Source organism: Vibrio quintilis (assembly GCF_024529975.1).
GTDB lineage: Bacteria > Pseudomonadota > Gammaproteobacteria > Enterobacterales > Vibrionaceae > Vibrio > Vibrio quintilis.
The window spans coordinates 930,192-953,666 of record NZ_AP024897.1 but is presented as its reverse complement, the minus strand read 5'-3'; the positions used below and the strand labels follow the sequence as shown (position 1 = coordinate 953,666).

Below are 23,475 nucleotides of genomic sequence, written 5' to 3'. Positions count from 1 at the left end.
GATTAATCCTGTCCCATAGTTCTGTATTTTTCACGTAGATTATTCCGGATACTGATTGCTGTCATATTCAGCAAAATAATCACGGCCACCAATAAAAAAGATGTCGCAAAAACCAGCGGCCTTGCCGCCTCAATATTACTGGTCTGAAATCCGACATCGTAAATGTGAAATCCTAAATGCATGAATTTACGTTCCGGATGTAAATAAGGAAACTGATCATCAACAGGCAGCCGGGAAACAAATTTCACCACACCCACCAGCATTAAAGGCGCGACCTCACCAGCAGCACGGGCTACCGCAAGAATCAATCCGGTAATCATCGCCGGGCTTGCCATCGGAATAACAATTTTCCAGATAGTTTCAAACTGAGTCGCCCCAAGCGCCAGAGAGCCGTGACGAACAGAAACCGGCACCCGGCTTAACCCTTCCTCTGAAGCGACAATCACAACCGGCAATGTCAGGACAGCAAGAGTCAACGAGGACCAAAGCAACCCCGGCGTTCCGAAAGTCGGCGCAGGTAAACGCTCTGAATAGAATAGTTGATCGACCGAGCCGCCGATTGTGTAAACAAAGAAACCAAGTCCGAAAACCCCATACACAATCGAGGGAACACCCGCCAGATTCATGACAGAAACCCGGATCAACCGGGTTAAAAAACTATCCTTCGCATATTCATGCAAATAAACAGCCGCAATCACGCCAAGTGGCATCACGATCACTGACATAATAATCACCAGCAGAATTGTGCCGAAAATTGCCGGAAAAACACCACCTTCAGAATTCGATTCTCTGGGATTTTCAGACAGAAAATGCCAGACCTGAACACCCCAGTGCTGTACCTTTGCGGAGAAACTCATATCGTCCGGATACCAGAGATCCAGAATCTGATTCACCGGAATACGGACGATATTGCCATTCATATCCTGAACCAGTAAAACCGGTGCTTTAAGTTGGTTCCGGTATTCATCAATCTGGTTTTCTGCCTGTTTCAGTTCCTTATCCAGAGCTGACTTTTTCAATTGATATTGCTGCACAAAATCTGGTGTTAACTGATTACCGAGCTCCCGTTTACGCTTTTCAAGACGTAACGATTCAAGCTGACGGCTGAAGCGTTGAACTTCTCCCTCTGTCAGCGCTGTGATTTTAGCTTTAACTGAAAGGTTTTTTGTCAGTGCCGATTCAAGTGCGTGGTTGATGTCCGGCGCAACTGAACCATCCGCCTCCAGATACCCTTGAGGGCGACCAAAGAACTGCCCGTAATATTCTCTGTCAATCACAGCCCAGCCATGTGCCAGAGACTCGGAAGCGATCTCATTTTGTAATACAGAAATAAAATCAGACGGGTAAATATCCCGGTTTGCCACTTTGATATGCAGCCGGGACAACGTCTGAACCGGCTTTGAATCCGGTAACTGACTACTCTTTTGCTGAAGCGCAGGTATACGGGAAGCCAGCACGACATCTTTATCATACAGCTGCCCAATGATCCGCTCTCCGGATACTGTGTGCCATTCCCACAGTGTTGAAGGCCAAAAATAAATCAATCCTTTCCAGCCGATTAATAATAAAAGTCCCAGTGCGGCTAACAAACTGAGGCTGACGGCACCACCAGTTAACCAAACCCATGGTTCACCGGACTTAATCCACTTAAACATCTGAACCCATTTCCTGCATATCTTATAGTGCCCGGTATTTCTCTCTTAATCTTAAACGAACCCATTCAGCCAGAGAGTTCACTAAAAACGTGAAAACAAACAAAATCAGAGCGGCCAGAAATAATAAACGATACTGACTGCTGCCGACTTCTGATTCAGGCAGTTCAACGGCAATTGTTGCGGCAAGCGTCCGCATACCTTCAAAAATATTCCAGTCTTTAATCGGGGTGTTTCCGGTCGCCATCAGTACAATCATCGTTTCCCCGACCGCCCGGCCAATTCCAATCATCATCGCTGAAAAAATCCCCGGACTGGCTGTGAGTAAAACAACATGAACTAATGTTTGCCAGCGGGTCGCGCCAAGTGCTGAAGAACCATCCGACAAATGTTTAGGCACCGAAAAAACCGCATCTTCGGCAATCGTAAAGATAGTCGGAATCACCGCGAATCCCATCGCCAGCCCGACAACTAATGCATTTCTCTGATCAAAGTCGATGCCATACTGAACCAGAAAATAACGCACATCTCCCTCAAAGAACCATGCTTCCAGATAAAAGCTGAAGTAGTAAATCAGGCAAACCCCGATCATCAGTATGGGAACTAACAGAACTGCATGCCAGCCTCTATCGATACTTCTGCGCCATTTCTCCGGAAAAAAATACCAACCCACACCAAAAAGAAACGCAATCACAGGTAAAAATATCACCATCATCAACACGGAGACTAAATGCCGTTCCACGATTGGCGCCAGCCATAGTCCCGCTAAAAAGCCGATAATCACGGTAGGAAGTGCTTCCATCAGCTCAATCGCAGGTTTTACTTTTCTGCGCATTCCCGGCGACATAAAATAAGCGGTATAGATCGCGGCTAAAACAGCAATAGGTACAGCCAGTAACATGGCATAAAAAGCCGCTTTCACCGTACCGAAAACTATCGGTACCAGACTGAATTTCGGTTCAAAGACATCAGAGACGGAAGTCGACTGCCAGACATAATCTGGTTCAGGATAGTTCTCATACCAGACTTTCTGCCACAAAGCGGAGAATGAAATTTCAGGATATCTTAAATCAACTGCGGCAAACTGAATTTTCCCCTGCCTGTATGTCACCAGATGCTTCTCATTGCCGGCCAATACAGCCAGTTCCGGTGCCCCGGTGTAAATATGGCCGGAAAATACCTGATTCTTCGTTGTCGCGTAATAGTTTCTGACTCTGCCATCGGTATCGAAAACAAAAAAGCCTTTATGGAAAGTATCCGGTAATATGGACTGAACATGCAGGCCGACATCAAAGTCACGGATATGCGTTAAATGCCTTTCATTGTTTTTGACGACATCAAACCACTGAGAAATCACACCCTGCTGACTCAGCACCATCACCGACTCGCCACCAGCCAAAAGCATCGATTGCTTTATCTGATATGTTGGATTACCCAGGCTCAGATCAACAACCTCACGGACTTTATATCCTTCCGGGCTGCTTTTGATCACGATTAATGATGAAGCTTCCCTGAGATAGATCATGTGACCGTCGGGCGTGATCATCATATCCTCAACAGAAGCCAGATCATGAAACTGCCTGATTGCTATATGCTCCGGATCCGATAAACGATAACTCAGGATCTTCAATTCACCGGATATACTCAGAAAAGCAGCAACAACCTGACTTCCATCCAGAGTAAAATTAAACTGCCGGACATCCCGCGGGATCATTTTTCTGAATGCCGGTGGAACATCCAGTGTTTGCAACCCCGGCGTAAAACGCTCTTTTTCGCCATCGTATTGATAGGAGAATACCGGCTTTGCAATCATTAACTGCTGATTTTTCCCAAGGATGGCAAACCAGTCTTTCCGGGTCGATTCTGCAAATAACCGCGGAATAAAATCAGCTTGCCGGAACAAGGTGAACGGATGAGAAGAAGTTCGGGAAACAAATGCCATATCACCGCGGCTTCCCAGAGTAAAAACATGTTGACCATGTTTATCTACGGCCATAAAAGCCGGGCGGGACTGACTATTCAGTTCAACGATCTGCGGGTCAGCTTTCATTTCAGCGGCAGAGAACAATGGTAAACCCACCCAGGCCAGATAGAAAAAAATCAGAATTAATGCACCAAAAACACTCCCGCCTCCGGCAGTTATTGCATAACGCATCAAACGATCTTTGATAAGACGTTTTTTATCTGCTGCTTTCAACGAAAAATGTATCTGTGACATGATGATTTTTAAATCCCTGAGATGATGTCAGCATATGTCAGTGACATGACATTTATATGACAAGCATCAAATAATCCACTGAAAAAGATACAATTTGTTTTCATCAATTTCAAATAAAGTGAAACACGTTACATAATATTCAAACCCAGCTGAATTAATTAATATTTCCAGCTTTTTCAGCATACTTAGCAAACAAACATTCAATAACTGAAATAAAAATGTAACACAAAAGTCCTAATTTGCTCCAAAGCCCATGATTAAATACTGCAGTGAAATCATCTTATCAGAACCCATACCATTCATCTTAAGTAAGTCAAAAGGTACAGGAATGCACACAGAAAAGTTATATATAGAGAAGGAGTTAAGCTGGCTCTCTTTTAATGAGCGGGTGCTTCAGGAGGCTGCCGACAAATCAGTCCCGTTGATTGAACGGATTCGTTTTCTGGGAATTTTCTCTAACAACCTTGATGAATTTTATAAGGTTCGCTTTGCTGATGTGAAACGCCGGATACTGATCGATCAGGAACATGGAAACAGCAGTAGTTTTAAACACTTACTCACGAAAATGCAGAATAAGGCCTTTAAACTGAATCAGGATTTCGAAAATTTATATAACGAACTGATTAAGGAAATGGCCCGGAGACGGATATTTCTTGTCAATGAATTCCAGCTGGATGAGTTCCAGGAAAAATGGATACAGAAATATTTCAGGAAGGAAGTCCTGCCACACATTACCCCCTGGCTGATCAATGAAGAAGCCAATGTGCTGCAATATCTGAAAGATGAATACGCTTATATTACTGTTGAACTGAGAAAAGATGATATTTCCCGCTACGCGCTGATTGAAATTCCCACCGATTACCTTCCCCGATTCATCATGCTGCCAGAACAAAAAGGTAAACGGCGAAAGACAATCATTCTGCTGGATAATATTATCCGCTACTGCCTGAACGACATTTTTTATGGCTTTTTTGATTATGATGAACTCAATGGTTACGCCATCAAAATGACCAGAGATGCAGAATATGACCTGAGTAATGAGGTTGAGCACAGCTTGCTGGAACAAATGTCCGAAGGGTTGAGCCAGCGTTTAACCGCGATGCCGGTTCGCTTCGTCTATGAGCAGGATATGCCGGCGAGCATGCTCAACTTTCTGTGTGACAAACTTGAAATTTCCAACTATGACAGCTTATTACCCGGCGGCAGATATCATAACTTCAAAGATTTTATCTCTTTCCCGAATGTCGGCCGGGAATATCTTGAAAATAAGCCGCTTCCTCCAATGAAATCTGCTGATTTCGAAGGGTATGCAAACAAATTTGAGGCCATCAAAGCTCAGGATATTCTGCTCTATTATCCGTACCATACTTTTGGACATATGACCGAACTGGTTCGTCAGGCTTCATTTGATCCGAAAGTTATCAGCATTAAGATCAATATTTACCGGGTTGCGAAAGAATCAAAACTGATGCATTCACTGATTCATGCAGTCCACAACGGGAAAAAAGTCACGGTTGTTGTTGAGCTTCAGGCCCGTTTTGATGAAGAAGCCAATATTGAATGGTCCCGCGTATTAACCGAGGCTGGTGTTCATGTTATTTTTGGTGCACCCGGTCTGAAAATACACTCTAAGCTTTTGTTAATTAATCGCAAAGAAAACGGTGATATTGCCCGCTATGCCCATATCGGTACCGGTAATTTTCATGAGAAGACCGCCCGGATTTATACCGATTTCGCCCTGCTGACAGCGGATCCTGAAATCACCGGTGAAGTACGGAATGTGTTTGGCTATATCGAAAACCCGTATCAGCCGGTAAAATTCCGGCATTTAGTCGTTTCTCCCAGAAATTCACGCTTAAAATTATATGAACTGATTGAAGATGAAATCGAAAATGCAAGAGCCGGAAAAAAAGCGCAGATTATACTCAAAATAAATAATCTGGTTGATCGCGGCCTGATTAATAAACTTTACGAGGCCAGTATCGCCGGTGTTGAAATAAAAATGATTATCCGGGGGATGTGTTCTCTTGTCCCGGGGATTGAAGGAATCAGTGAAAACATTACAATCATCAGTATCGTTGATCGCTTTCTTGAACACCCCCGGGTGATGATTATTCATAATAACGGAGATCCGCTGGTGTATATTTCATCTGCGGACTGGATGACAAGAAACATCGATCACCGGATTGAGGTGGCGACGCCCATCCATGATGAGCGGTTAAAACAGCGTATTATTGATATCATCAATATCCATTTTACTGACACGGTCAAAGCCCGCTGGCTGGATAAAGAAATGACCAATACTTACGTCAGCCGCGGCAACAGAAAGAAAATCAGATCTCAGGTCGCGATCTACGATTACTTAAAAAATACAGAAAAAATGACCCGGAAACGGAAAAATACACAAGAAGTAAAAGCAAATGAAAGATGTTGAGGAAATCAGACATATCGCAGCCATCGACTTAGGGTCGAACAGCTTTCATATGGTGGTGGCAAAAGTTGTAAATCAGGATCTGCAACTCATCAGTCGCCACAAACAGAGGGTCCGGTTAGCCACCGGCCTGAATGATCAAAAAGTACTGGATCAGACTGCTATTCAAAGGGGCATTGAGTGCCTGGAAATGTTTGCCGAAAGAATTCAGGGCTTCTCTCCCGAAAATGTACGTATTACGGCAACGCATACCTTACGACAGGCTAAAAATACCGCGGAATTCATCGAACAGGCCAGACAGGTTATCCCTTACCCGGTTGAAGTCATTCCCGGCGCGGAAGAAGCCCGGTTAATTTATCTGGGCGTTGCTCATACACAGCCTCAGTCACAATCCATGCTGGTGATTGATATTGGTGGCGGTAGTACCGAGCTGGTAATAGGCCATGAATTTACGCCGGAGCTGGTCAATAGCCTGCAGATTGGCTGCGTCAGTTACACCAACCGCTTTTTTCCGGATGGAAAAATCACCCGCAAACGTCTGAATCAGGCCATTCTTGCCGCAGAACAAAAGCTGGAGTCTATCGTCCGTCAATACAGAAAAAAAGGCTGGGATACGGCATTCGGCTCCTCCGGTACGATCAAAGCGGTTCGGGATGTGCTGAGCGAATCCGGTGCTCAGGATGGATCAATCACCTTGTCCCGACTTGAAAAATTACAGGATAAGCTTGTCGAAGCCGGTAGTGTCGATAACCTGTCTCTGAAAGGCCTGAGTGAAGAAAGAAAGCCCGTTTTTGTTGCCGGGGTAGCGATTCTCTTTGCGATCATTAAGGATCTGAAAATCAGGGAGATGCACTTTTCACAGGGCGCGTTAAGAGAAGGGCTGCTCTATGAAATGGAAGACCGGTTAAAATATACCGATATCCGGTTAAGGACAGCTGAAAGTCTGGCACAGAAGCACCAGGTTGATATTGATCATGCCCGGAAAGTAAAAAAACTGGCGAAGCAATTTCTTGAACAGCTGGCTCCGGTGCTGGAGCTACCAGCCAAAAACACAGAATTATTTGATTTACTGGAATGGAGTGCAATACTCCATGAAGTCGGACTAAGTATCAACCTGCAGGGCTTCCACCGCCATTCTGCTTACATTTTACGTCACACCAATATGCCCGGGTTTAATTCCGAACAGCAGGAGCTGCTGTCCACTCTGGTTCGTTTCCATCGCAAAGCACTCAAGTTAAATGAAATGCCGGAACTCACTCTGTATAAGAAAAAGCATGTGATTCAGATCATCCGGATTCTCCGGCTGGCTGTGGTTCTGAATGGGCAGCGCAGTGATGATCCGCTTCCGGAACTGAAAATCATCATCAATGATCACGATAAGTGGACATTAAACAGCGTTGAACAAGAGTGGCTGGAAAATAATAAGCTGCTCCATACCGATCTCGAAACAGAGCAGCAGTACTGGCAGAGTGCCGGATGGACGCTTCAGTATGCTTAGGGGATGTCAGGCAGAAGCCAGGCGCAAAGATTAAAGCCCGACTTTTGCCAGTTCCCGTTTCGCAATTTCTGCTGAAACGGGAATATATCCGTCTTTGGCGACCAGTAACTGCCCCTGACGTGAAAAGATAAACCGGATAAACGCCTGTTCCACCGGTGACAGAGGTCTTGAAGGGCTCTTATTCACATACATATATAAGAAGCGGGAAAGCGGATACTGGCCTGACAGGATATTTTGCCGGGTCGGATAAATGTAATGGTTTCCGGTCCGGGCAACAGGAATTCGTTTCACGCCGGAGACCGAGTATCCGGCACCGGAATAACCAATGGCATTAATGGACGAAGCGACAGACTGGACAACCGATGCAGATCCCGGCTGTTCATTCACCTGAGCGTTAAAATCTCCGCCACATAATGCATGACTCTTAAAGTAGCCATAAGTCCCGGAAACCGAGTTCCGGCCAAATAATTGAATCGCTCTTCTTGCCCAGCGCGACTTAATCCCCAGCTGTGACCAGGTTTCAATCCGGCGAAGCGCGCCACAACGTAAGGTTGCAGAAAAAATGGCATCAATTTGTTCGAAATTTAATCCCCGGACCGGATTGTCTTTCTGTACAAATAAGCCAATCGCATCAATTGCCACCCTGAGTTCTGTTGGTTTATAGCCATATGCCTGCTCAAAAGATTCAATTTCACTCTTGCGCATTGCCCGGCTCATTGGCCCGAATTGTGCAGTTCCCTGAATTAAAGCAGGTGGCGCAGTGGATGAACCCGATGCCTGAACCTGTGCATTCACATTCGGATAATAAGTATGGAAAGCCTCCACCCAAAGCGACATTACTCCGGCCAAAGTATCAGATCCGACAGAAAGCAGGCTCCCGGAGACACTCTCCCCTTTGTCATAAACCGGCAATTGATCTTTACCGGCAGTTTTCTCATGAACAAACGACGTCACTTCACCTGAAAATGCGGTGACACTACAAATACAGCCAATCAACAAAACACAGTACAACAATTTCTGGTTCATGCAGATACAACTAACCTTTTCGGCAATATAAAGGAAAAAACACTCCCTGCTCCAACTTCGCTCTGTATATTCAGATGTGAATCGTGGTGAGACAGCGCATGCTTCACAATTGCCAGCCCTAATCCACTTCCCCCCGTATCCCGGGAGCGGGCTTTATCCACCCGGTAAAAACGCTCAGTTAAGCGATGTAAATGCTGTGGAGCAATGCCATCCCCTTTATCTTCGACCTCAAGGCAGGCCCCCTGATAAGAGTCGTACCAGCGAACAAATATTTCAGCACCCGGCGGTGTATATTTCACCGCATTGTAAACCAGGTTCGAGATGGCACTTCTCAGTTGATCTTCATCACCTAACACTTTTAGCGCTGAATCTATTTCAAAATGCAGCTGATGATGCGCATCTCCGCTCAGACTGGCCGCTTCTTTCTCAAGAACGCTCAGCATTTCCGGCACATCAACCACATCTTCCAGTTCATGCATCGGCGCGGCTTCTATCTTCGACAACGTCAGTAACTGGTTCACCAAGCTGTTCATCCGGTTCAGCTGCTCTGTCATCACACCATGAGCTTTAACCCAGACCGGCCCTGTCATCATATCCGGATCTTCAGTCATTTCCAGATAGCCCTGTAACACGGTCATCGGCGTACGTAATTCATGAGAGACATTGGCAAAAAAGTTGCGCCGCATCCCTTCCAGCTGTTTCAGCTGCGTCACATCACGCACAACAAGTAAATGCTCACCTTCGGTGTAAGGAACGATACGCAGTTCCAGCATTCTTTCCACATTCAGCGGAGAATGAATTTCCAGAGGCTCAGAAAAATCTCTTTTATTGAGATATTTAATAAAATCAGGCGCACGAAGTAAATTTGAGATCGGCTGTCCTTCATCTTCAGGCCAGCGAAAACCCAGTAAATGCTGGGCGAGTTTGTTGCACCAGACAATATTTCCTTCATCACGGAAGACAACAACTGCATCAGGCAAGGATTCTGCACCGTTACGAAAACGGCGAATCAGATTCGTCAGCTCTTTGCGCTTTTTTCGCTGCCGCTGTTGTAAACGGTAAATCCCGTTAAACAAAGATTCCCAGTTACCTTTTCCTGATGGAGGCGTTAAACGTTTATCATCCCACAACCAAACAGACAGCTTCATCTGATTATTCAAATGCCAAATCAACTGAATAGCGGTCGCAAACAACAGCAACCAGGGCATAAAACCAAAAACCCAGCCAATCACCAGCCATGGAGAGTAAAAAAAAGTCAGCCCCCAAGCCAGCCTTTTCCAGGTTAAACGTTCAACCATTGTATTCCTTAGTTCCGGCTTTAAGATTTAACAGAAAAACGATATCCGGCACCACGAACAGTCTGAATCAGCTTATCATGGCCAGCTTCTTCCAGTGCTTTACGCAAGCGTCTGATATGAACATCCACAGTCCGGTCTTCCACATAAACATTCGTACCCCAGACATTATTCAGCAGCTGTTCTCGACTATAGACCCGTTCCTGATGGGTCATAAAGAAGTGCAGCAGCTTGAATTCTGTTGGCCCCATTTCCAACGCTTTATCATTGGCAGTCACCCGGTGTGAAACAGGATCCAGTTTCAATCCCTGTACATCAATCACATCTTCCAGTGCAGTTGGTGTAACCCGGCGAATCACAGCCTTCAGGCGGGCAATCAGTTCCTTGGGCGAAAATGGCTTAGTGATGTAATCGTCAGCACCGACCTCAAGACCACGAACTTTATCTTCTTCTTCACCGCGTGCAGTCAACATCACGACAGGTATATTTCTGGTGAGCTCTTCACGCTTCATATACTTAATGAAGTTAATGCCACTTCCTCCGGGAAGCATCCAATCAAGGAGCACCAGATCAGGGAAAGGTTCAGCCAGTTTCGTTACCGCAGTATCATAATCTTCTGCTTCAACAGCCTGGTATCCTTTCTGCTCGAGTACAAAGCACAACATTTCTCTGATAGGTGCTTCATCCTCAACCACGAGAATCCTTCTTGACATAACAGATTAGCCTTTATCTTTTATCAACGTCCTGCATTATTAAAAATAATTATGACACTTTTGTGACCTTTGAAAACAAATTTTCATATAACTTTCGTATTCACTTCATGTTGCTTTTTTTAAAACAAGCTATGCATTTCATCAATATTTCCCCTATGATATTCGGTTTGAAAGAAAGATAAGAGAATACTTATGTGGTTTAAAAATTGTGTAATTTATCGCTTCAATCGTGATATTGAATTCAACGCTGATAAGCTGGAAAAGCAGTTGGCTGAATTTCGTTTCACGCCCTGTGGCAGTCAGGACAAGCAAAAATCGGGATGGACCAGCGTGCTTGGGTCCGGAAGTGAAATGATGACACATGTATCCGAAGACCGTATTCTTATCTGTGCCAAAAAAGAAGAGAAAATCCTGCCTGCATCCGTGATTAAAGATTCCCTGTCAACCAAAGTCTCGGCACTCGAAGCGGAGGAAGGCCGGCCGTTAAAGAAAAAGGAAAAAGACACTCTGAAAGACGATATTATTATCGATCTGCTGCCCAGAGCTTTCTCCAAAAGTCAGTTAACTTATTTGCTGATCATGCCTTCATTAGGGTTATTAGTGGTCGATACCAGCAGTTATAAGAAAGCTGAAGATCTGGTTGCTCTGCTCAGAAAAACCATGGGAAGTTTGCCAGTCATTCCAGCCATTTCTGAAGAGTCTCTGGAAACCGTGATGACCAGCTGGGTGCAAAATGGCAACCTGCCCGAAGGGCTGCAGTTACTTGATGAAGCGGAATTAAAATCCATTCTTGATGATGGCGCCACCATCCGTTGTAAAAAGCAGGATTTAAACACGGATGAAATCCTCAGTCATATTCAGGCGAATAAGGTCGTCACTAAACTCGGTCTTTCCTGGTGTGATCGCGTGTCATTTATCCTTTCAGATGATGCGATTCTCAAACGGGTTCAATACAGTGATGATCTGACCGATCAAAATGAAGATATTCCTAAGGAAGACTTTGCCGCACGGTTTGATGCAGATTTTTCACTGATGTGCGGAGAATTATCTCTGTTACTGCCTTTCCTGTTTGAAACCTTTGGTGGCCTGCCAGAAGCCGGTTCTTCCTGAAAACCGAATATTGAAGTCTGAGGTGCGTCAGCACCTCATCAAAACCCGGAAAATCAAAGCTGGGATCCCTGCCCGTTTTAACGTAAAATCACCGCCCTCTGACACCATCTGGTGGTGTCAGCCTGACTTGAAATCAGATTTGGAAAAAGCAATGACGAAAGAAAATGTATTTGTTCCTGAGCTTCTCTCACCAGCAGGAAGCCTGAAGAACATGCGTTATGCATTTGCCTATGGCGCAGATGCTGTATACGCCGGCCAGCCCCGTTACAGCCTTCGGGTACGTAACAACGAATTCAATCATGAAAACCTCAAAATTGGTATTGATGAAGCCCACGCGCAAGGTAAAAAGTTTTATGTGGTTTGTAATATCCAGCCGCATAACTCCAAACTGAAGACTTTTATCCGTGATCTGAAACCTGTGGTTGATATGGGGCCGGATGCTCTGATTATGTCAGATCCGGGTTTGATCATGATGGTCCGGGATGCTTTCCCTGAGATGAGCATTCACTTGTCGGTACAGGCAAATGCGGTGAACTGGGCAACCGTGAAGTTCTGGGCAAAAAATGGGGTTGAGCGGGTCATCGTCTCGCGCGAGTTATCTTTAGAAGAAATAGAAGAAATTCGTCAGGAATGCCCGGAGACAGAACTTGAAGTTTTTGTCCACGGTGCGCTTTGCATGGCTTATTCCGGTCGTTGCCTGCTTTCAGGATACATGAACAAGCGGGATCCGAATCAGGGAACCTGCACCAATGCCTGCCGCTGGGAATATAAAGTCGAGCAGGGGAAAGAAAATGATGCCGGACAAATCGTTGAACAGTTCACGCCAGACACAACTCAGGCGATAGATGTAAAGGAAGAACGTCCGGAAAATACGATTGGTCTTGGTAAACCAACCGACGAAGTCGTATTGCTGTCTGAAAGCCACCGTCCGGAAGATAAAATGGCCGCATTCGAAGATGAACATGGTACTTATATCATGAATTCGAAAGACCTGCGTGCAATCCAGCATGTTGAGCAATTAACCCGCATGGGGGTTCACTCATTAAAAATTGAAGGCCGGACGAAGTCATTTTACTACTGCGCCCGTACTGCTCAGGTGTATCGTAAAGCGATTGATGATGCGGTCGCAGGCAAGCCATTTGATCCAACACTGATGTCAACACTTGAAAGTCTGGCGCACCGTGGCTATACCGAAGGGTTCCTGCGCCGCCATACTCATGACGCTTATCAGAATTACGACTATGGCTATTCCATTTCTGATTCACAGCAGTTTGTGGGGGAATTTACCGGTCAGCGCCGTGGTGATTTAGTTGAAGTCCAGGTGAAAAATAAATTCTGTCTTGGCGATAGTCTGGAACTAATGACGCCGAGCGGTAATATCCATTTCAATCTGGAAGTAATGGAAAACCGTAAAGCAGAAGCCATTGATGATGCAAAAGGTAACGGGCATTTTGTCTTTATTCCGGTTCCTGAAGATGTTGATCTCGAATTTGCGCTTCTGATGCGTAATTTGGGTGAAGGACAGGATACCCGGAATCCAACGGGTAAATAATATGGCACTCTTGATTACCAGCAAGTGTACCAATTGCGACATGTGCGAACCCGAATGCCCTAACGGTGCGATTTCGATGGGAGATTCGATCTATGAAATCAACCCGGCGCTCTGCACCGAATGTAAAGGGCATTATGAAAAGCCGACGTGTGAGTCCGTGTGTCCAATTAACAACTGTATCATCACCGACCCTGAGCATATCGAAACCGATGATCAGCTTCTTGAAAAGTTTGTGATAATTCAGGGATTAGCTTAACACGTTACTTTAGTGGTGATACAAAGGCCGCGTTCAGTCAGTGGACGCGGCCTTTTCTATATCTTATACCCAAGGGTTCAGTGAGATTTGTCTGGCTTTGAGACAAAGCACTGATTTGAAAATAGAGTCATTCTACGTTGAAAATCAGTCACGCTGTATCAAAGCCAGACAAACTCACCCGCAGGGCGTGAGCTGAATCATGCATCTTCAGGTTGCTTGGGTATAGATATCAGCAGATTTTGTGAAATGAAAGAATTATCTGCGAGCCAGTCCTTTCCGGTTGAGATAATCCAGAATAAAGGGACGAGACTCTTTGCTAAGCTTCTTCGTTACCTGATCTGACCACCCCTGCTGTTTAGTATTATCAGAACGTGCCTGATAATATTGCTGCATCACCTGATCATATTCTTTCACTTTTTGTTGATCTAAAGGCTGGTACTGATTTTCATGTACAATAACATCCGGAGACAACCGGGGTTTTAATTCGGGCTGTTGATCCGGTACACCGAGACACAAACCAAACATCACTGCTGTATGCTGAGGTAAACCAAGTAGCTCATCAACCTCGCTGGGTGAATTTCGGAGCCCACCGATATACACACCACCTAAACCTATAGATTCTGCAGCAAGTAAACAATTCTGCGCCATAATTCCGGCATCAATGGCACCGATCAATGTTAATTCGATAAAATCGGGCTGAATATCTGAATTCAGTTCATAATGACGCTGATAATCAATACAAAAAACCAGAAACTCAGCAGCAGTCTCAACATAAGATTGATGACCCGCCAGCTGGGCCAGTGTCTTACGTTTATTTGTATCCGTTACCCGGATCACAGACACAACCTGCATCAAACTTGATGAAGAAGCCGCAATACCAGCCTGAATAATTCGCTCCAGCTGCTCTGAAGATACCTCAGTATCCTTAAATGCCCTTATCGAGCGATGTGCTAAAATAGTATCTATAACGTTGTTCATATCTCACCTCAGTAATGACTGCCATTATCATAATATTGTCCTGGCTGGAGCGCAGTAAAAACAACAGCAACATCCAGTTCAGGATCAGGCATAGCTGCCCTGATTCGCTCAGTAATTGTCACAGCGACCTGATCCTGAATCGCCTGCCCCCGATCGAACCATAAAACTTCAACAAAAGGATACATCGATGCAGGTTCACCTTCTGCATAGAAAGTTGTATGGATTAATTCGAACGTGAAATCTTCACGGGGAGATTGCATCGGTTCCTGAAAGTCATCAGTGAGCGTTTTTGAGAGAGATTGAACAATCCCGGACGGTACAGCCCGAAAACGAAAATGAGGCATGTTTTACTTCCTGTGAATTTTTTATGCATCATAGCAACATAAATCCATCACGGCGACATAACCTGCATTTTCTTTTCTGTCACAATTCAGGAAAGGTGTGTATCAAAAAATTTTAGCATTCTTTCCCAGGCTAATTCAGCCGCAGGTTCGTTATAACGGGCCGTTGAATCATTATGAAATCCATGGTTCACACCTTTGTAGATATAAGCCTGATAATCCGCTTTATTCTGTTTTAGTTGCTGCTCATAACCGGGCCAGGTTTTATTGACCCGCTGATCAAGCTCTGCAAAATGAATCAGTAACGGGCCTTTTACCTGAGATACCAATGCCTCTGCTGCCGGAGTTCCATAAAAAGGAACACCTGCATCTAAATCTTCATGCATTTCTGCTGCAAGCAGATTGACAATGTAACCACCAAAGCAAAAACCAACCGCTCCCAGTTTTCCATTCCCTTTCGCATGCCCTTTGATAAAACGGGCAGCAGCAATAAAGTCTTCTTCCATTTTGTCCCGACTCAGGCTCTTTTGCATTGCCCTCCCGTCATCATCATTACCGGGATAGCCGCCAAGAGGAAAAAGAGCATCCGGAGCAAAAGCAATATAACCTTTTATAGCTAACCGTCTTGCTACATCTTTAATGTAGGGATTTAATCCCCGGTTTTCATGAATAACCAGAACTGTTGGCAGTTTTTTATCGGGATTGCGGGGCATGACTAAATATCCACGCCCTTTTCCATGACCTTTTGGGGAATCAAATTCTATATATTCAGCTTTAATCTTTGGATCATTAAATGACACCTGTTCTGCCTGCGCATAATCCGGTATTAAAGCTGCAGTAAGAGCCGTCATACTCCAACCCAATACAGCTAACCCAGACAATCGCTGCATAAACTCCCGACGGTCAATCAAGCCATGTGCATACTCATCATACCAATCAAATGCTTCCTGGGGGATTTCTCTCTCAACACGACCTGATGACGGCACCAAATGATTCTCAGACATAATAACTCTCTACTGAATTTGTGATGGACATCTTTCCAGAGTAGCTTACTCACTTCAGAAAGTAGAAATTTTCTGATAATCATTCTCATGCTCATAGTGTAAAAAGGTAAGCTTTAACATCAGAACCGCTTGATAACCTGAAATATCAAGCTCAGTATACAGACAAATGGATCACTAAGATTCCTGTCTGTATGACCGGCTCAACCATATGGGCTTCAAACGTTTATGGGCAGAAAGAGAAACCCGCCCAAGAGCCGTGAAGCAACAACTATTTAAGTATACCTATCTGTTTGGCTCAGTCTGTCCCGGCAAAAGCACTGGTGAGTGCTATAGTCGTCCCGTGGGCCAATAAAGGCATCATGATACAGCATTTAAAGCAAATATCGGTAGTCACAGAAAAGGGACATCACGCAGTCGTTGTTATGGATGGTGCAGCGTGGCATACGCGGAAGACATTGCCAATGAATTGAATAACGTGAGTGTTAGCAAACTACCACCATACTCCCCAGAGTTGAACCCGATAGAACAGGTATCGAGTTGGTTGAGGCAACGCTATCTAACCAACCAATCTTTTACTGATTACGAGGACATCATCTCCAAAGTCTGCGATGCATGGAATAGTTTTTGGGATTGATCCAAAAGAGTCACCAAGATGTGTTCGAGAAGATGGATAGACCTGACCAGTTAATTTTCCAGATTGGTATTAGCCCTTTCCTTTCAAATCTCTTCAAGCAATATTTCCCACTATAAAGATCTGAATTTTTCTTAGCTATAAACGCAAAAAACCCGCTCAATGAGCTAACTCCGATCAGTTAAGTAAATGATCAGTTGAACGATCCTGTGGTTGGTTGAAAATACCCTCAAGCATTTATGTTTGAGGGTATTTTTATGTTGGCTCACTGGCTTATTGATGTTGATGACTTTGCTTCTCCGGAATCTCTTGCACTCTTTCAAAAAGAGCTTCCACTAGAGTGGATAAATCAAGCACTTGATGAAACAAATAAAGCGAGCATGAGGCGGCGAAAGCTACCTGCTGAGCTCGTAGTCTGGCTCGTTGTTGGAATTGGTTTGTACCGTGACCGGCCTATTACTGATGTACTTGATAAATTAGATCTGAAGCTTTCTAATTCTCTGGGAGAGTCCATTGCTCCAAGCGCTATACCCCAAGCAAGAAAGCGATTAACAGCCAAACCTCTCGAAGCCCTATTCTCTTTAACAGCCGAGCATTGGACAGGTGCGGAAGACAATAAAGATACATGGTATGGGCTGAGACTTTTCTCGGTCGATGGCACCCAGTTTAGAACGCATGATACCAGTCCTCTGGCCGAACATTTTCATTACGTTAAACACAGCAAAACTCGCCATACCGAATACCCTATTGTCAGATTATGTGCACTTTGCTCCCTACGCAGCCGTCTACTCTATAATGTTGCTTTTGGCCCAAGTTCTACAGGCGAAGTGAACTATGCAAAGCAGCTCATTCCCTCAGTTCCTGCCAACTCCCTTACTATTTTTGACCGATGCTACCTAAGTGCAGAGCTGATGATTAACTGGTCACGACAACACGGTTCAAGCCATTGGATGACCCCGATAAAATCTAATACTCAGTATGAAGTTATCGAACAGCTGGATGAGGAGGGTCGAGATTTAATAGTGGAGATGAGCGTCTCTCAACATGCATTAAGGCAAGACCCGAGCCTACCTGAAAAATGGCAAGCAAGGCTCGTTCTTTACCCGGAGCAAGAGCAACCCAACCATATCAAAGGGCTCCTTACCTCTCTAACCGACAGCCAGTATAGTCTCCAATCTCTGCTTGATGTCTATTTTGAGCGGTGGGAAGTTGAGAACAGCTACGGCGAAATAAAGCACGATATGCTTGAGGATGAAGTGTTACTGCGAAGCCAGTCAGTTGAGGGAGTGGAACAAGAAATATGGGGAATACTTATCGCCTACAACCTTGTTCGTTTGGAGATAAGCCGTATTGCTAAAGAGGCAGGGGTATCACCTTTGCGGATCAGTTTTATGATGGCGCTTCGAGATATCCAGGACGAGCTCATGTGGTGTGCAATAGCTTCACCAGGCTCGATCCCCAAAAAACTGAGGGCGATGCGTGAACGTGTAAAACGCTACATCTTGCCTGAGCGAAAAAAACGGCCCAAATCAAGGACCGTTCGTATAAGTAAGACCCGCTATCCAGTTCGCTCCAAGCACCTTAAGTGATAGGAGTTAGCTCAATGAGCGGGTTTCTGTTTTTGCATAATTATGCAATTTATAATGGCAGGGGTGGAGGGATTCGAACCCCCAACACGCGGATTTGGAAAACCCTTTACACCATTAATAAATCAATAGCTTACAAAAAGGGGAAATTTCGTTTTGGGCGTATGGGGGCGTAATAGTTCTTTAAGAAACAAAAAAAATATAATACATAGTGTTCTTATTTCAGAAGTTAATGAATAGTTATTCTCCTATGATAAGCCTTTCATCCCTGTCAACTGTTTGTTAATGACATTAATTATTTTATCACCATCAATTTCTAACTTATTAAAAATATAATTAGCTTGTAAAAGAAAATCTGACTCATCAAATTTAAAACTCTCCTTATTAGTACAGAACAAGTCAAAGTAATACAACACTGTCACAAGAGAGTAGATAATATCCAAACATTTAGCTCGATCAACAAGATAAAAAGCATTCGTTTTAATTAATTTTACTCTATCTATATCATAAGCATTTACCATTTCCCATTGATACTTGATGTTATGTATGAATTTACGATGTTCTACTGATGGTATTTTATTCGTTTTATATAACTCCATGAAAATGGTGTTAATTGTATTAAAATCTATATTTGAAGGCCCTGAAAAACTCTCACCTTTTTCATGAAATATTTTACTTCTTTTATATTCACTAACTACTGATATGAAAAAATCCTTCATATAAGAAGAAATAAACTCAGCTTCTTTATACAGTGAATCAGATAATTTTGATGTTGTCCTTCTTTCATTAAATAATAATGTAAAAAAACCGAATAAAGCGCCTAAAAATGCACCTACCACTGCTCCAAATATAGACCAAAAACCTTCATCAATTGCTGTATTAATAAATATCATAAAATACACCTTCACTACATAGATAAATTTACATTAATAATTAGACAAGTATATTTTATTCGATAAATGTAATTTCCTACAAAAAATTATTGATGTTCATTCAATGGGTTCAACTTAACCGCATCACTCAAATGACTGGGCGCCAAATGTGAGTACCGCATAGTGGTCGTGATCTCGCTATGCCCAAGAATATCTTTCAATACAACGATATTGCCACCCTGCATAACAAAATGACTGGCGAAGGTATGACGCAGAACGTGGGACATCTGCCCTTTGGGTAACTGGATCTGTGCTCTGGCAACCGCTTTACGAAAGGCGCTTAAACTGGATAGAAACAATTTTTCATCACCTCTCTTGCCAAGGCTAAGCAGTTCAGCAAACAGTGAATCATTGATAGGAACCGCTCTGTTTTTGCCTGATTTAGTATTGAGGAAAGTGATCTTACCTCCGGCGACCTGAGAGGCTTTCAGCGATTCCGCCTCACTCCACCGCGCCCCGGTCGCAAGACAGACTTTCACCACGTAAATCAGAGATGCATTACTGGAAAGCAGACAGGCGTGTAAAAGCTTGTCAATTTCATCATGCGTCATAAACCGTAGCTCACCATCACGCTCTTTAAACTGCCGGATATGTTGCACCGGGTTATCGTAATCAATCACCCCCAGGCGCTTTAACTCGTTAAACATCGCCCGTAAGTAAGCATGTTCACGGTTGGCCGTGGTGGTGGTAACTTCCTGCGTCCGCTGCTCCCGGTATTTTGCGAAATGTTCATTGGTCAAATCTGAAGCAATCGGATTGCCTAACCGCTCTGACATCCGGTACAAAAGCTTTCTCAGCCGGATATGGTCACGCAAGGTTTTACCATGCATCCGATACCAGATTGTAATCATCTCATCTAACCGGCGTGTATCCCGGTTCGGGTGTAGTTCCTGATCTCTTAATGATAAGGTGATTTCATGGTTTTTTGCGTCGCGCTCCCGGACAAAAAAACGGTTTGGATCATCGGTGGTATAAAACCCCCACTCACTGGACTGTATCACGCTCTTTCACCCTCTGAAGTACCCGCACCACCTGACCAATTACTTTGAAATCACCATCAAAATCATTACTCAACTGAAACGGTTTATATCGAGGGTTATCGCTAGATATCAAAAAGCTTTTCTCTGCATAGTCATATTGCACCCGCTTAACAAGTACGTCCTGATCCACACGAATCACACAGATACCATCTCTTGCTTCATCATGCCGGACAAGAATTAAATCACCATCGTAAAGGTTGGGTTCCATGCTATCCCCCATCACCTGAACAATTGAAAGTTGTCTTCCATGTAGTCCCTGCTGGCGTAACCAATCCTGACTGAAACGAAATTCTGCAACAGGCTTTTCATGTTCAACTAATGCACCGGCACCAGCGCTGACACATAAGTCATACTGATAAACGGCGACCATTCTGTCATCAGTGATTTCACCAGAGGCCAGCCATTCAATTGATTTTTCTGATGCAACTGATATCGCAGTCAGTCGATCCAGAGTCGGATATGTTTTCCCGTTCAGATATGAAGACAAGACAGATCTCGAAATGCCACTTTTCTCTTCAAAAGTCCTCAGTGTGTCACTTCCCATTGCATCTTTTAAACGATTAGGAAAATCTTTCAGAATTTTTTCTTCTTTATTTTTCAAATACATAAACCAATACCAACGCAATTGCCGTCTTTATTTCAAGACAAAAGATTGACTTGTCTTTAAATAAAGAATAAATTTATTTCCGTCTTGAATATAGGACAAAACCCAATACGACCGATTACGCCCGATATTAGGAGGTTTGATCCATGTCTGCAAGTGTCCAGACAATTAATAAGTTCTGTGAAGAAACCGGAATGAGCCGCACAAAAGTCAAAGAGCTGATTAATGACTGCGTGATTCCCGTTATTCCACAAGAGCGGTCAGGCAGTTTGGTTCTGATCAACAAGCTGGAGTTTGACCGCAGGATCGCAGCCAATCAGATCACCCTGCCCGTGTCGCCACGTAAGCGCAAACAGTTGGAAGAGGAATAACCATCATGCACCAAACCCCAATACACAGCATCAACATAGACTTTTCACACTCTGGTGAAGCGAAAGCATTGCTGAACGTTTTAGGTTCAGCAACACACCTTTCACCGCTTGAATTTCAGATGCGTGAGCGTGTGGTCAGGTCATTACTTGAAGCAGCTGAATTACTGGAATGTCTGGAGGAATAACCATGCATCTCACACCAGAACAGATTGAATGTGGTTTCCGGGGAATAGCCCGTTGTCGTGAAGTGCTGAAGCAACACAAAGATATGAGCCGGGAGAAACGTCAAAAGATGCTGGCGCGTATTGCAATTAAAGCGAATCAGTTACCAGACAGGATAATTTCAAGTCAGTGAAAAAATACACCAAACCAACAAACAACCCGTTAACCAAACTGCCGGATGCATTGCGTCAGGAGCTGGCAACCTATGTCATGAAAAACCAGCCCACAGCGCCACATCTGGCAATGGTTGCGGATAAGCATATTTCATCGTCCGGAAAGACCCCAAAAGAGCGGGTGTTTGAATTTGCCTGTCAGGTAGCCAATCAGTTTAAGTTACCTTCAGACATTCGTAATTATCTGGATAAGGCCAGTGCTGCCCGGTTCCGGAAATATGGCTTTAAACGGGCACTTCAATTTATTGAGTCACGCAGTCAGGCGGCTTTTGCTGCCCTGTCTGTCCTGCCTGAACCATTCTGGAAAATTGATACAGAGTTCAAACGCGCCCGGCTTGCCACAGAGCTTTCAGGCCGTGCGGGTTTTCACTTTGAAACATCAGTCAAAATGGGCTTATCTCCACAAGAGACGATCGCCCGGATTCATGAATTTGTCGGGGCGTCTTTATGGATGCCACAGTTTGAATTTGTTGAAAATGAAGAGAGAGCTTATTCAATACTGGCCCGTCTGCTTGATGAGTCGGTCTGGCGTCGCGCTATCGAGAAATCCACAATTGCAGCGTTTGAGAATGCCCGGCGTGCTGCCGGGATGATTTCCCCGCACATCTCGCCGTATGCGTCTATCTCTGCCTGTGAATGGCTCAAAGTGCGTCAGGACAGACAAAGAGAATGGCTTGAGCTGATGGCGATTGAATCAGAGCATGGTGATTGTGTCGATATGTCAGAAGTTCACGCTTCATCACAGGCTAACCCGGAAAACCGCCGCCATGAACTGATGACCCGGATCGCTGGTTGTCAGGAATACGCCGACGCAAACAATCATGCAGCGGTATTTATTACCATGACCACACCAAGCCGCTTTCACCGCCTGAAAAAGCGCGGTCATTACTGGATTGAAAACCCGGCCTTTGATGGCAGTTGTCCGCGTGATGCCCATGCATGGCTGAGCCTGAACTGGTCACGCTTTCGCAGTTGGGCAGACCGTCACGGACTGGATTATTACGGCTTAAGAGTGGTTGAACCGCATCAGGACGGCACGCCACACTGGCACGGTGTATTTTTCATGCCGCTGGATCAGACGGGTGCATTTATCAAAGCACTTCAGAATTATCAGTATCAACAAGACAGTGCAGAGCTTTACGACGCATCAGGCAAACCCAAACACAAGGCAATGAAAGCCCGGTTTGATGCCAAACTACTGGACGGCACCGAAGGCGGCGCCGTGGCCTATCTTGCCAAGTATATTTCAAAAAATGTAGACGGCTTCGGACTGGATGACCTCACCGATTCAGATAACCGTAAAGCCAAGCTTCAGGACACGGTGAAGAACGTCACAGCGTGGTCACGTCAGTTCTGTTTCAGACAATTTCAGTTTCAGAAAACCCCAAGTGTCACAGTCTGGCGAGAGCTGCGCCGGATTCAGGATAAGCAGGAATATTGCCTGTTTGAAAAAGCACGCCGGGCGGCGGATATGGGCTTCTTCTCTGCTTATTTTGACTATATGGGCGGTCACCGCCTGCCGCAATCATTGCGCCCGATTAAGCCACGGACAGAAGCGAAAGAAAACAAATACGGTGAAACCGTTCGTCACATCATTGGCCTTGAGGGAAGTGGTTTAGTGGTTCTGACTCATGAAACCGAATGGAAGTTAGTTAAAAAGCCTGCTGTGAAACAGGAGGCTTCTCAAGACGGCGGGAGCCGTCGCCCTTGGTCTGGTGGCAATAACTATACGCCAGCCGAAAAACCAACCAGACAGCAACAAATCATCAGTAATTTTCTTCTTCAATGCGAGCTGGACCGGTGTGGTCCACCCGAATATGAGGAATTTTTCTCAACCTAAAG

The 23,475-nt window shown here is 44.7% G+C and carries 22 protein-coding genes; 11 read left to right on the top strand and 11 right to left on the bottom strand.

From position 1 onward, the window contains the following. Nucleotides 1–2: 2 nt before the first annotated feature. Both pstA and OC443_RS04625 read right to left on the bottom strand, forming a co-directional pair. Nucleotides 3–1,655, bottom strand: coding sequence for a phosphate ABC transporter permease PstA (pstA, locus tag OC443_RS04630; protein ID WP_073585570.1), 1,653 nt, complete (start codon nucleotides 1,653–1,655; stop codon nucleotides 3–5). 22 nt (nucleotides 1,656–1,677) lie between these two features. Next, nucleotides 1,678–3,870, bottom strand: a complete 2,193-nt coding sequence (locus OC443_RS04625; protein ID WP_073585571.1) for an ABC transporter permease subunit — start codon at nucleotides 3,868–3,870, stop codon at nucleotides 1,678–1,680. 328 nt (nucleotides 3,871–4,198) lie between these two features. Between OC443_RS04625 and ppk1 the strand changes: the two genes are divergently transcribed. Next, entirely contained in the window at nucleotides 4,199–6,304 is a 2,106-nt protein-coding gene (gene ppk1, locus OC443_RS04620) for a polyphosphate kinase 1 (RefSeq protein ID WP_073585572.1), read from the top strand. After that, a complete protein-coding gene (gene ppx / locus OC443_RS04615; protein WP_073585573.1) occupies nucleotides 6,291–7,799 on the top strand; it encodes an exopolyphosphatase in 1,509 nt (502 codons plus the stop codon). The genes ppk1 and ppx overlap by 14 nt, the downstream gene beginning before the upstream one ends. A gap of 30 nt (nucleotides 7,800–7,829) precedes the next feature. Here the strand turns inward: ppx and OC443_RS04610 are convergent, their stop codons facing one another. The 3 genes from OC443_RS04610 to phoB are packed head-to-tail and all read right to left on the bottom strand — an operon-like array spanning nucleotide 7,830 to nucleotide 10,833. Next, complete coding sequence (locus tag OC443_RS04610) at nucleotides 7,830–8,825, bottom strand: PstS family phosphate ABC transporter substrate-binding protein (RefSeq protein WP_083601728.1); 996 nt, start codon at nucleotides 8,823–8,825, stop codon at nucleotides 7,830–7,832. Next, complete coding sequence (phoR, locus tag OC443_RS04605; RefSeq protein ID WP_073585574.1) at nucleotides 8,822–10,123, bottom strand: phosphate regulon sensor histidine kinase PhoR; 1,302 nt, start codon at nucleotides 10,121–10,123, stop codon at nucleotides 8,822–8,824. Before phoR ends, OC443_RS04610 begins: the two co-directional genes overlap by 4 nt. Before the next feature lie 20 nt (nucleotides 10,124–10,143). Next, nucleotides 10,144–10,833, bottom strand: coding sequence for a phosphate regulon transcriptional regulator PhoB (gene phoB / locus OC443_RS04600; RefSeq protein ID WP_073585575.1), 690 nt, complete (start codon nucleotides 10,831–10,833; stop codon nucleotides 10,144–10,146). Nucleotides 10,834–11,025: 192 nt separating this feature from the next. On the opposite strand from phoB, the gene rdgC reads away from it, so the two are divergent. The 3 genes from rdgC (at nucleotide 11,026) to OC443_RS04585 (ending at nucleotide 13,751) form a co-directional block, all read left to right on the top strand. Continuing rightward, complete coding sequence (gene rdgC / locus OC443_RS04595; protein WP_073585576.1) at nucleotides 11,026–11,943, top strand: recombination-associated protein RdgC; 918 nt, start codon at nucleotides 11,026–11,028, stop codon at nucleotides 11,941–11,943. A gap of 151 nt (nucleotides 11,944–12,094) precedes the next feature. Continuing rightward, nucleotides 12,095–13,495 carry a prephenate-dependent tRNA uridine(34) hydroxylase TrhP gene (gene trhP / locus OC443_RS04590; RefSeq protein WP_073585584.1) on the top strand — a complete coding sequence of 467 codons (1,401 nt, stop codon included), beginning with the start codon at nucleotides 12,095–12,097 and terminating at the stop codon, nucleotides 13,493–13,495. A gap of 1 nt (nucleotide 13,496) precedes the next feature. Next, on the top strand, nucleotides 13,497–13,751 hold the full coding sequence (locus OC443_RS04585; RefSeq protein ID WP_073585577.1) for a YfhL family 4Fe-4S dicluster ferredoxin: 255 nt from the start codon (nucleotides 13,497–13,499) through the stop codon (nucleotides 13,749–13,751). A gap of 255 nt (nucleotides 13,752–14,006) precedes the next feature. On the opposite strand, the gene nfsA is transcribed toward OC443_RS04585, so the two are convergent. From nfsA to OC443_RS04570, 3 genes are all read right to left on the bottom strand, one after another. Then, complete coding sequence (nfsA, locus tag OC443_RS04580) at nucleotides 14,007–14,729, bottom strand: oxygen-insensitive NADPH nitroreductase (protein WP_073585578.1); 723 nt, start codon at nucleotides 14,727–14,729, stop codon at nucleotides 14,007–14,009. An 8-nt stretch (nucleotides 14,730–14,737) separates the two neighbouring features. Next, nucleotides 14,738–15,073 carry a DUF1904 domain-containing protein gene (locus OC443_RS04575; RefSeq protein ID WP_073585579.1) on the bottom strand — a complete coding sequence of 112 codons (336 nt, stop codon included), beginning with the start codon at nucleotides 15,071–15,073 and terminating at the stop codon, nucleotides 14,738–14,740. Nucleotides 15,074–15,159: 86 nt separating this feature from the next. Further along, a complete protein-coding gene (locus tag OC443_RS04570) occupies nucleotides 15,160–16,074 on the bottom strand; it encodes a dienelactone hydrolase family protein (RefSeq protein WP_073585580.1) in 915 nt (304 codons plus the stop codon). A 436-nt stretch (nucleotides 16,075–16,510) separates the two neighbouring features. Here OC443_RS04570 and OC443_RS26355 point away from each other — a divergent pair, with 436 nt between their 5' ends. Together OC443_RS26355 and OC443_RS04565 are read left to right on the top strand one after the other, a co-directional pair. Further along, nucleotides 16,511–16,708, top strand: a complete 198-nt coding sequence (locus OC443_RS26355) for a transposase (RefSeq protein ID WP_159440363.1) — start codon at nucleotides 16,511–16,513, stop codon at nucleotides 16,706–16,708. Between the two features lie 254 nt (nucleotides 16,709–16,962). Further along, nucleotides 16,963–18,294 carry an IS4 family transposase gene (locus tag OC443_RS04565; protein WP_073586003.1) on the top strand — a complete coding sequence of 444 codons (1,332 nt, stop codon included), beginning with the start codon at nucleotides 16,963–16,965 and terminating at the stop codon, nucleotides 18,292–18,294. A 245-nt stretch (nucleotides 18,295–18,539) separates the two neighbouring features. Here the strand turns inward: OC443_RS04565 and OC443_RS04560 are convergent, their stop codons facing one another. The 3 genes from OC443_RS04560 to OC443_RS04550 all read right to left on the bottom strand — a co-directional run bounded on the left by OC443_RS04560 (nucleotide 18,540) and on the right by OC443_RS04550 (nucleotide 20,870). Then, nucleotides 18,540–19,184, bottom strand: coding sequence for a hypothetical protein (locus OC443_RS04560; protein WP_073586548.1), 645 nt, complete (start codon nucleotides 19,182–19,184; stop codon nucleotides 18,540–18,542). Between the two features lie 86 nt (nucleotides 19,185–19,270). Next, nucleotides 19,271–20,224, bottom strand: a complete 954-nt coding sequence (locus OC443_RS04555) for a phage integrase (protein ID WP_073586549.1) — start codon at nucleotides 20,222–20,224, stop codon at nucleotides 19,271–19,273. Continuing rightward, a complete protein-coding gene (locus OC443_RS04550; protein ID WP_073586550.1) occupies nucleotides 20,208–20,870 on the bottom strand; it encodes an XRE family transcriptional regulator in 663 nt (220 codons plus the stop codon). The genes OC443_RS04555 and OC443_RS04550 overlap by 17 nt, the downstream gene beginning before the upstream one ends. A 143-nt stretch (nucleotides 20,871–21,013) precedes the next feature. Here OC443_RS04550 and OC443_RS04545 point away from each other — a divergent pair, with 143 nt between their 5' ends. Genes OC443_RS04545 through OC443_RS04530 form a run of 4 tightly spaced genes read left to right on the top strand, consistent with a single transcriptional unit; the run spans nucleotide 21,014 to nucleotide 23,473 of the window. Continuing rightward, a complete protein-coding gene (locus tag OC443_RS04545; protein ID WP_073586551.1) occupies nucleotides 21,014–21,238 on the top strand; it encodes a hypothetical protein in 225 nt (74 codons plus the stop codon). A 5-nt stretch (nucleotides 21,239–21,243) separates the two neighbouring features. Continuing rightward, on the top strand, nucleotides 21,244–21,423 hold the full coding sequence (locus OC443_RS04540) for a hypothetical protein (protein ID WP_073586552.1): 180 nt from the start codon (nucleotides 21,244–21,246) through the stop codon (nucleotides 21,421–21,423). 2 nt (nucleotides 21,424–21,425) lie between these two features. Further along, on the top strand, nucleotides 21,426–21,593 hold the full coding sequence (locus OC443_RS04535; RefSeq protein ID WP_159440396.1) for a hypothetical protein: 168 nt from the start codon (nucleotides 21,426–21,428) through the stop codon (nucleotides 21,591–21,593). Next, a complete protein-coding gene (locus tag OC443_RS04530) occupies nucleotides 21,590–23,473 on the top strand; it encodes a replication endonuclease (protein WP_073586553.1) in 1,884 nt (627 codons plus the stop codon). Before OC443_RS04535 ends, OC443_RS04530 begins: the two co-directional genes overlap by 4 nt. Nucleotides 23,474–23,475 lie beyond the last annotated feature (2 nt).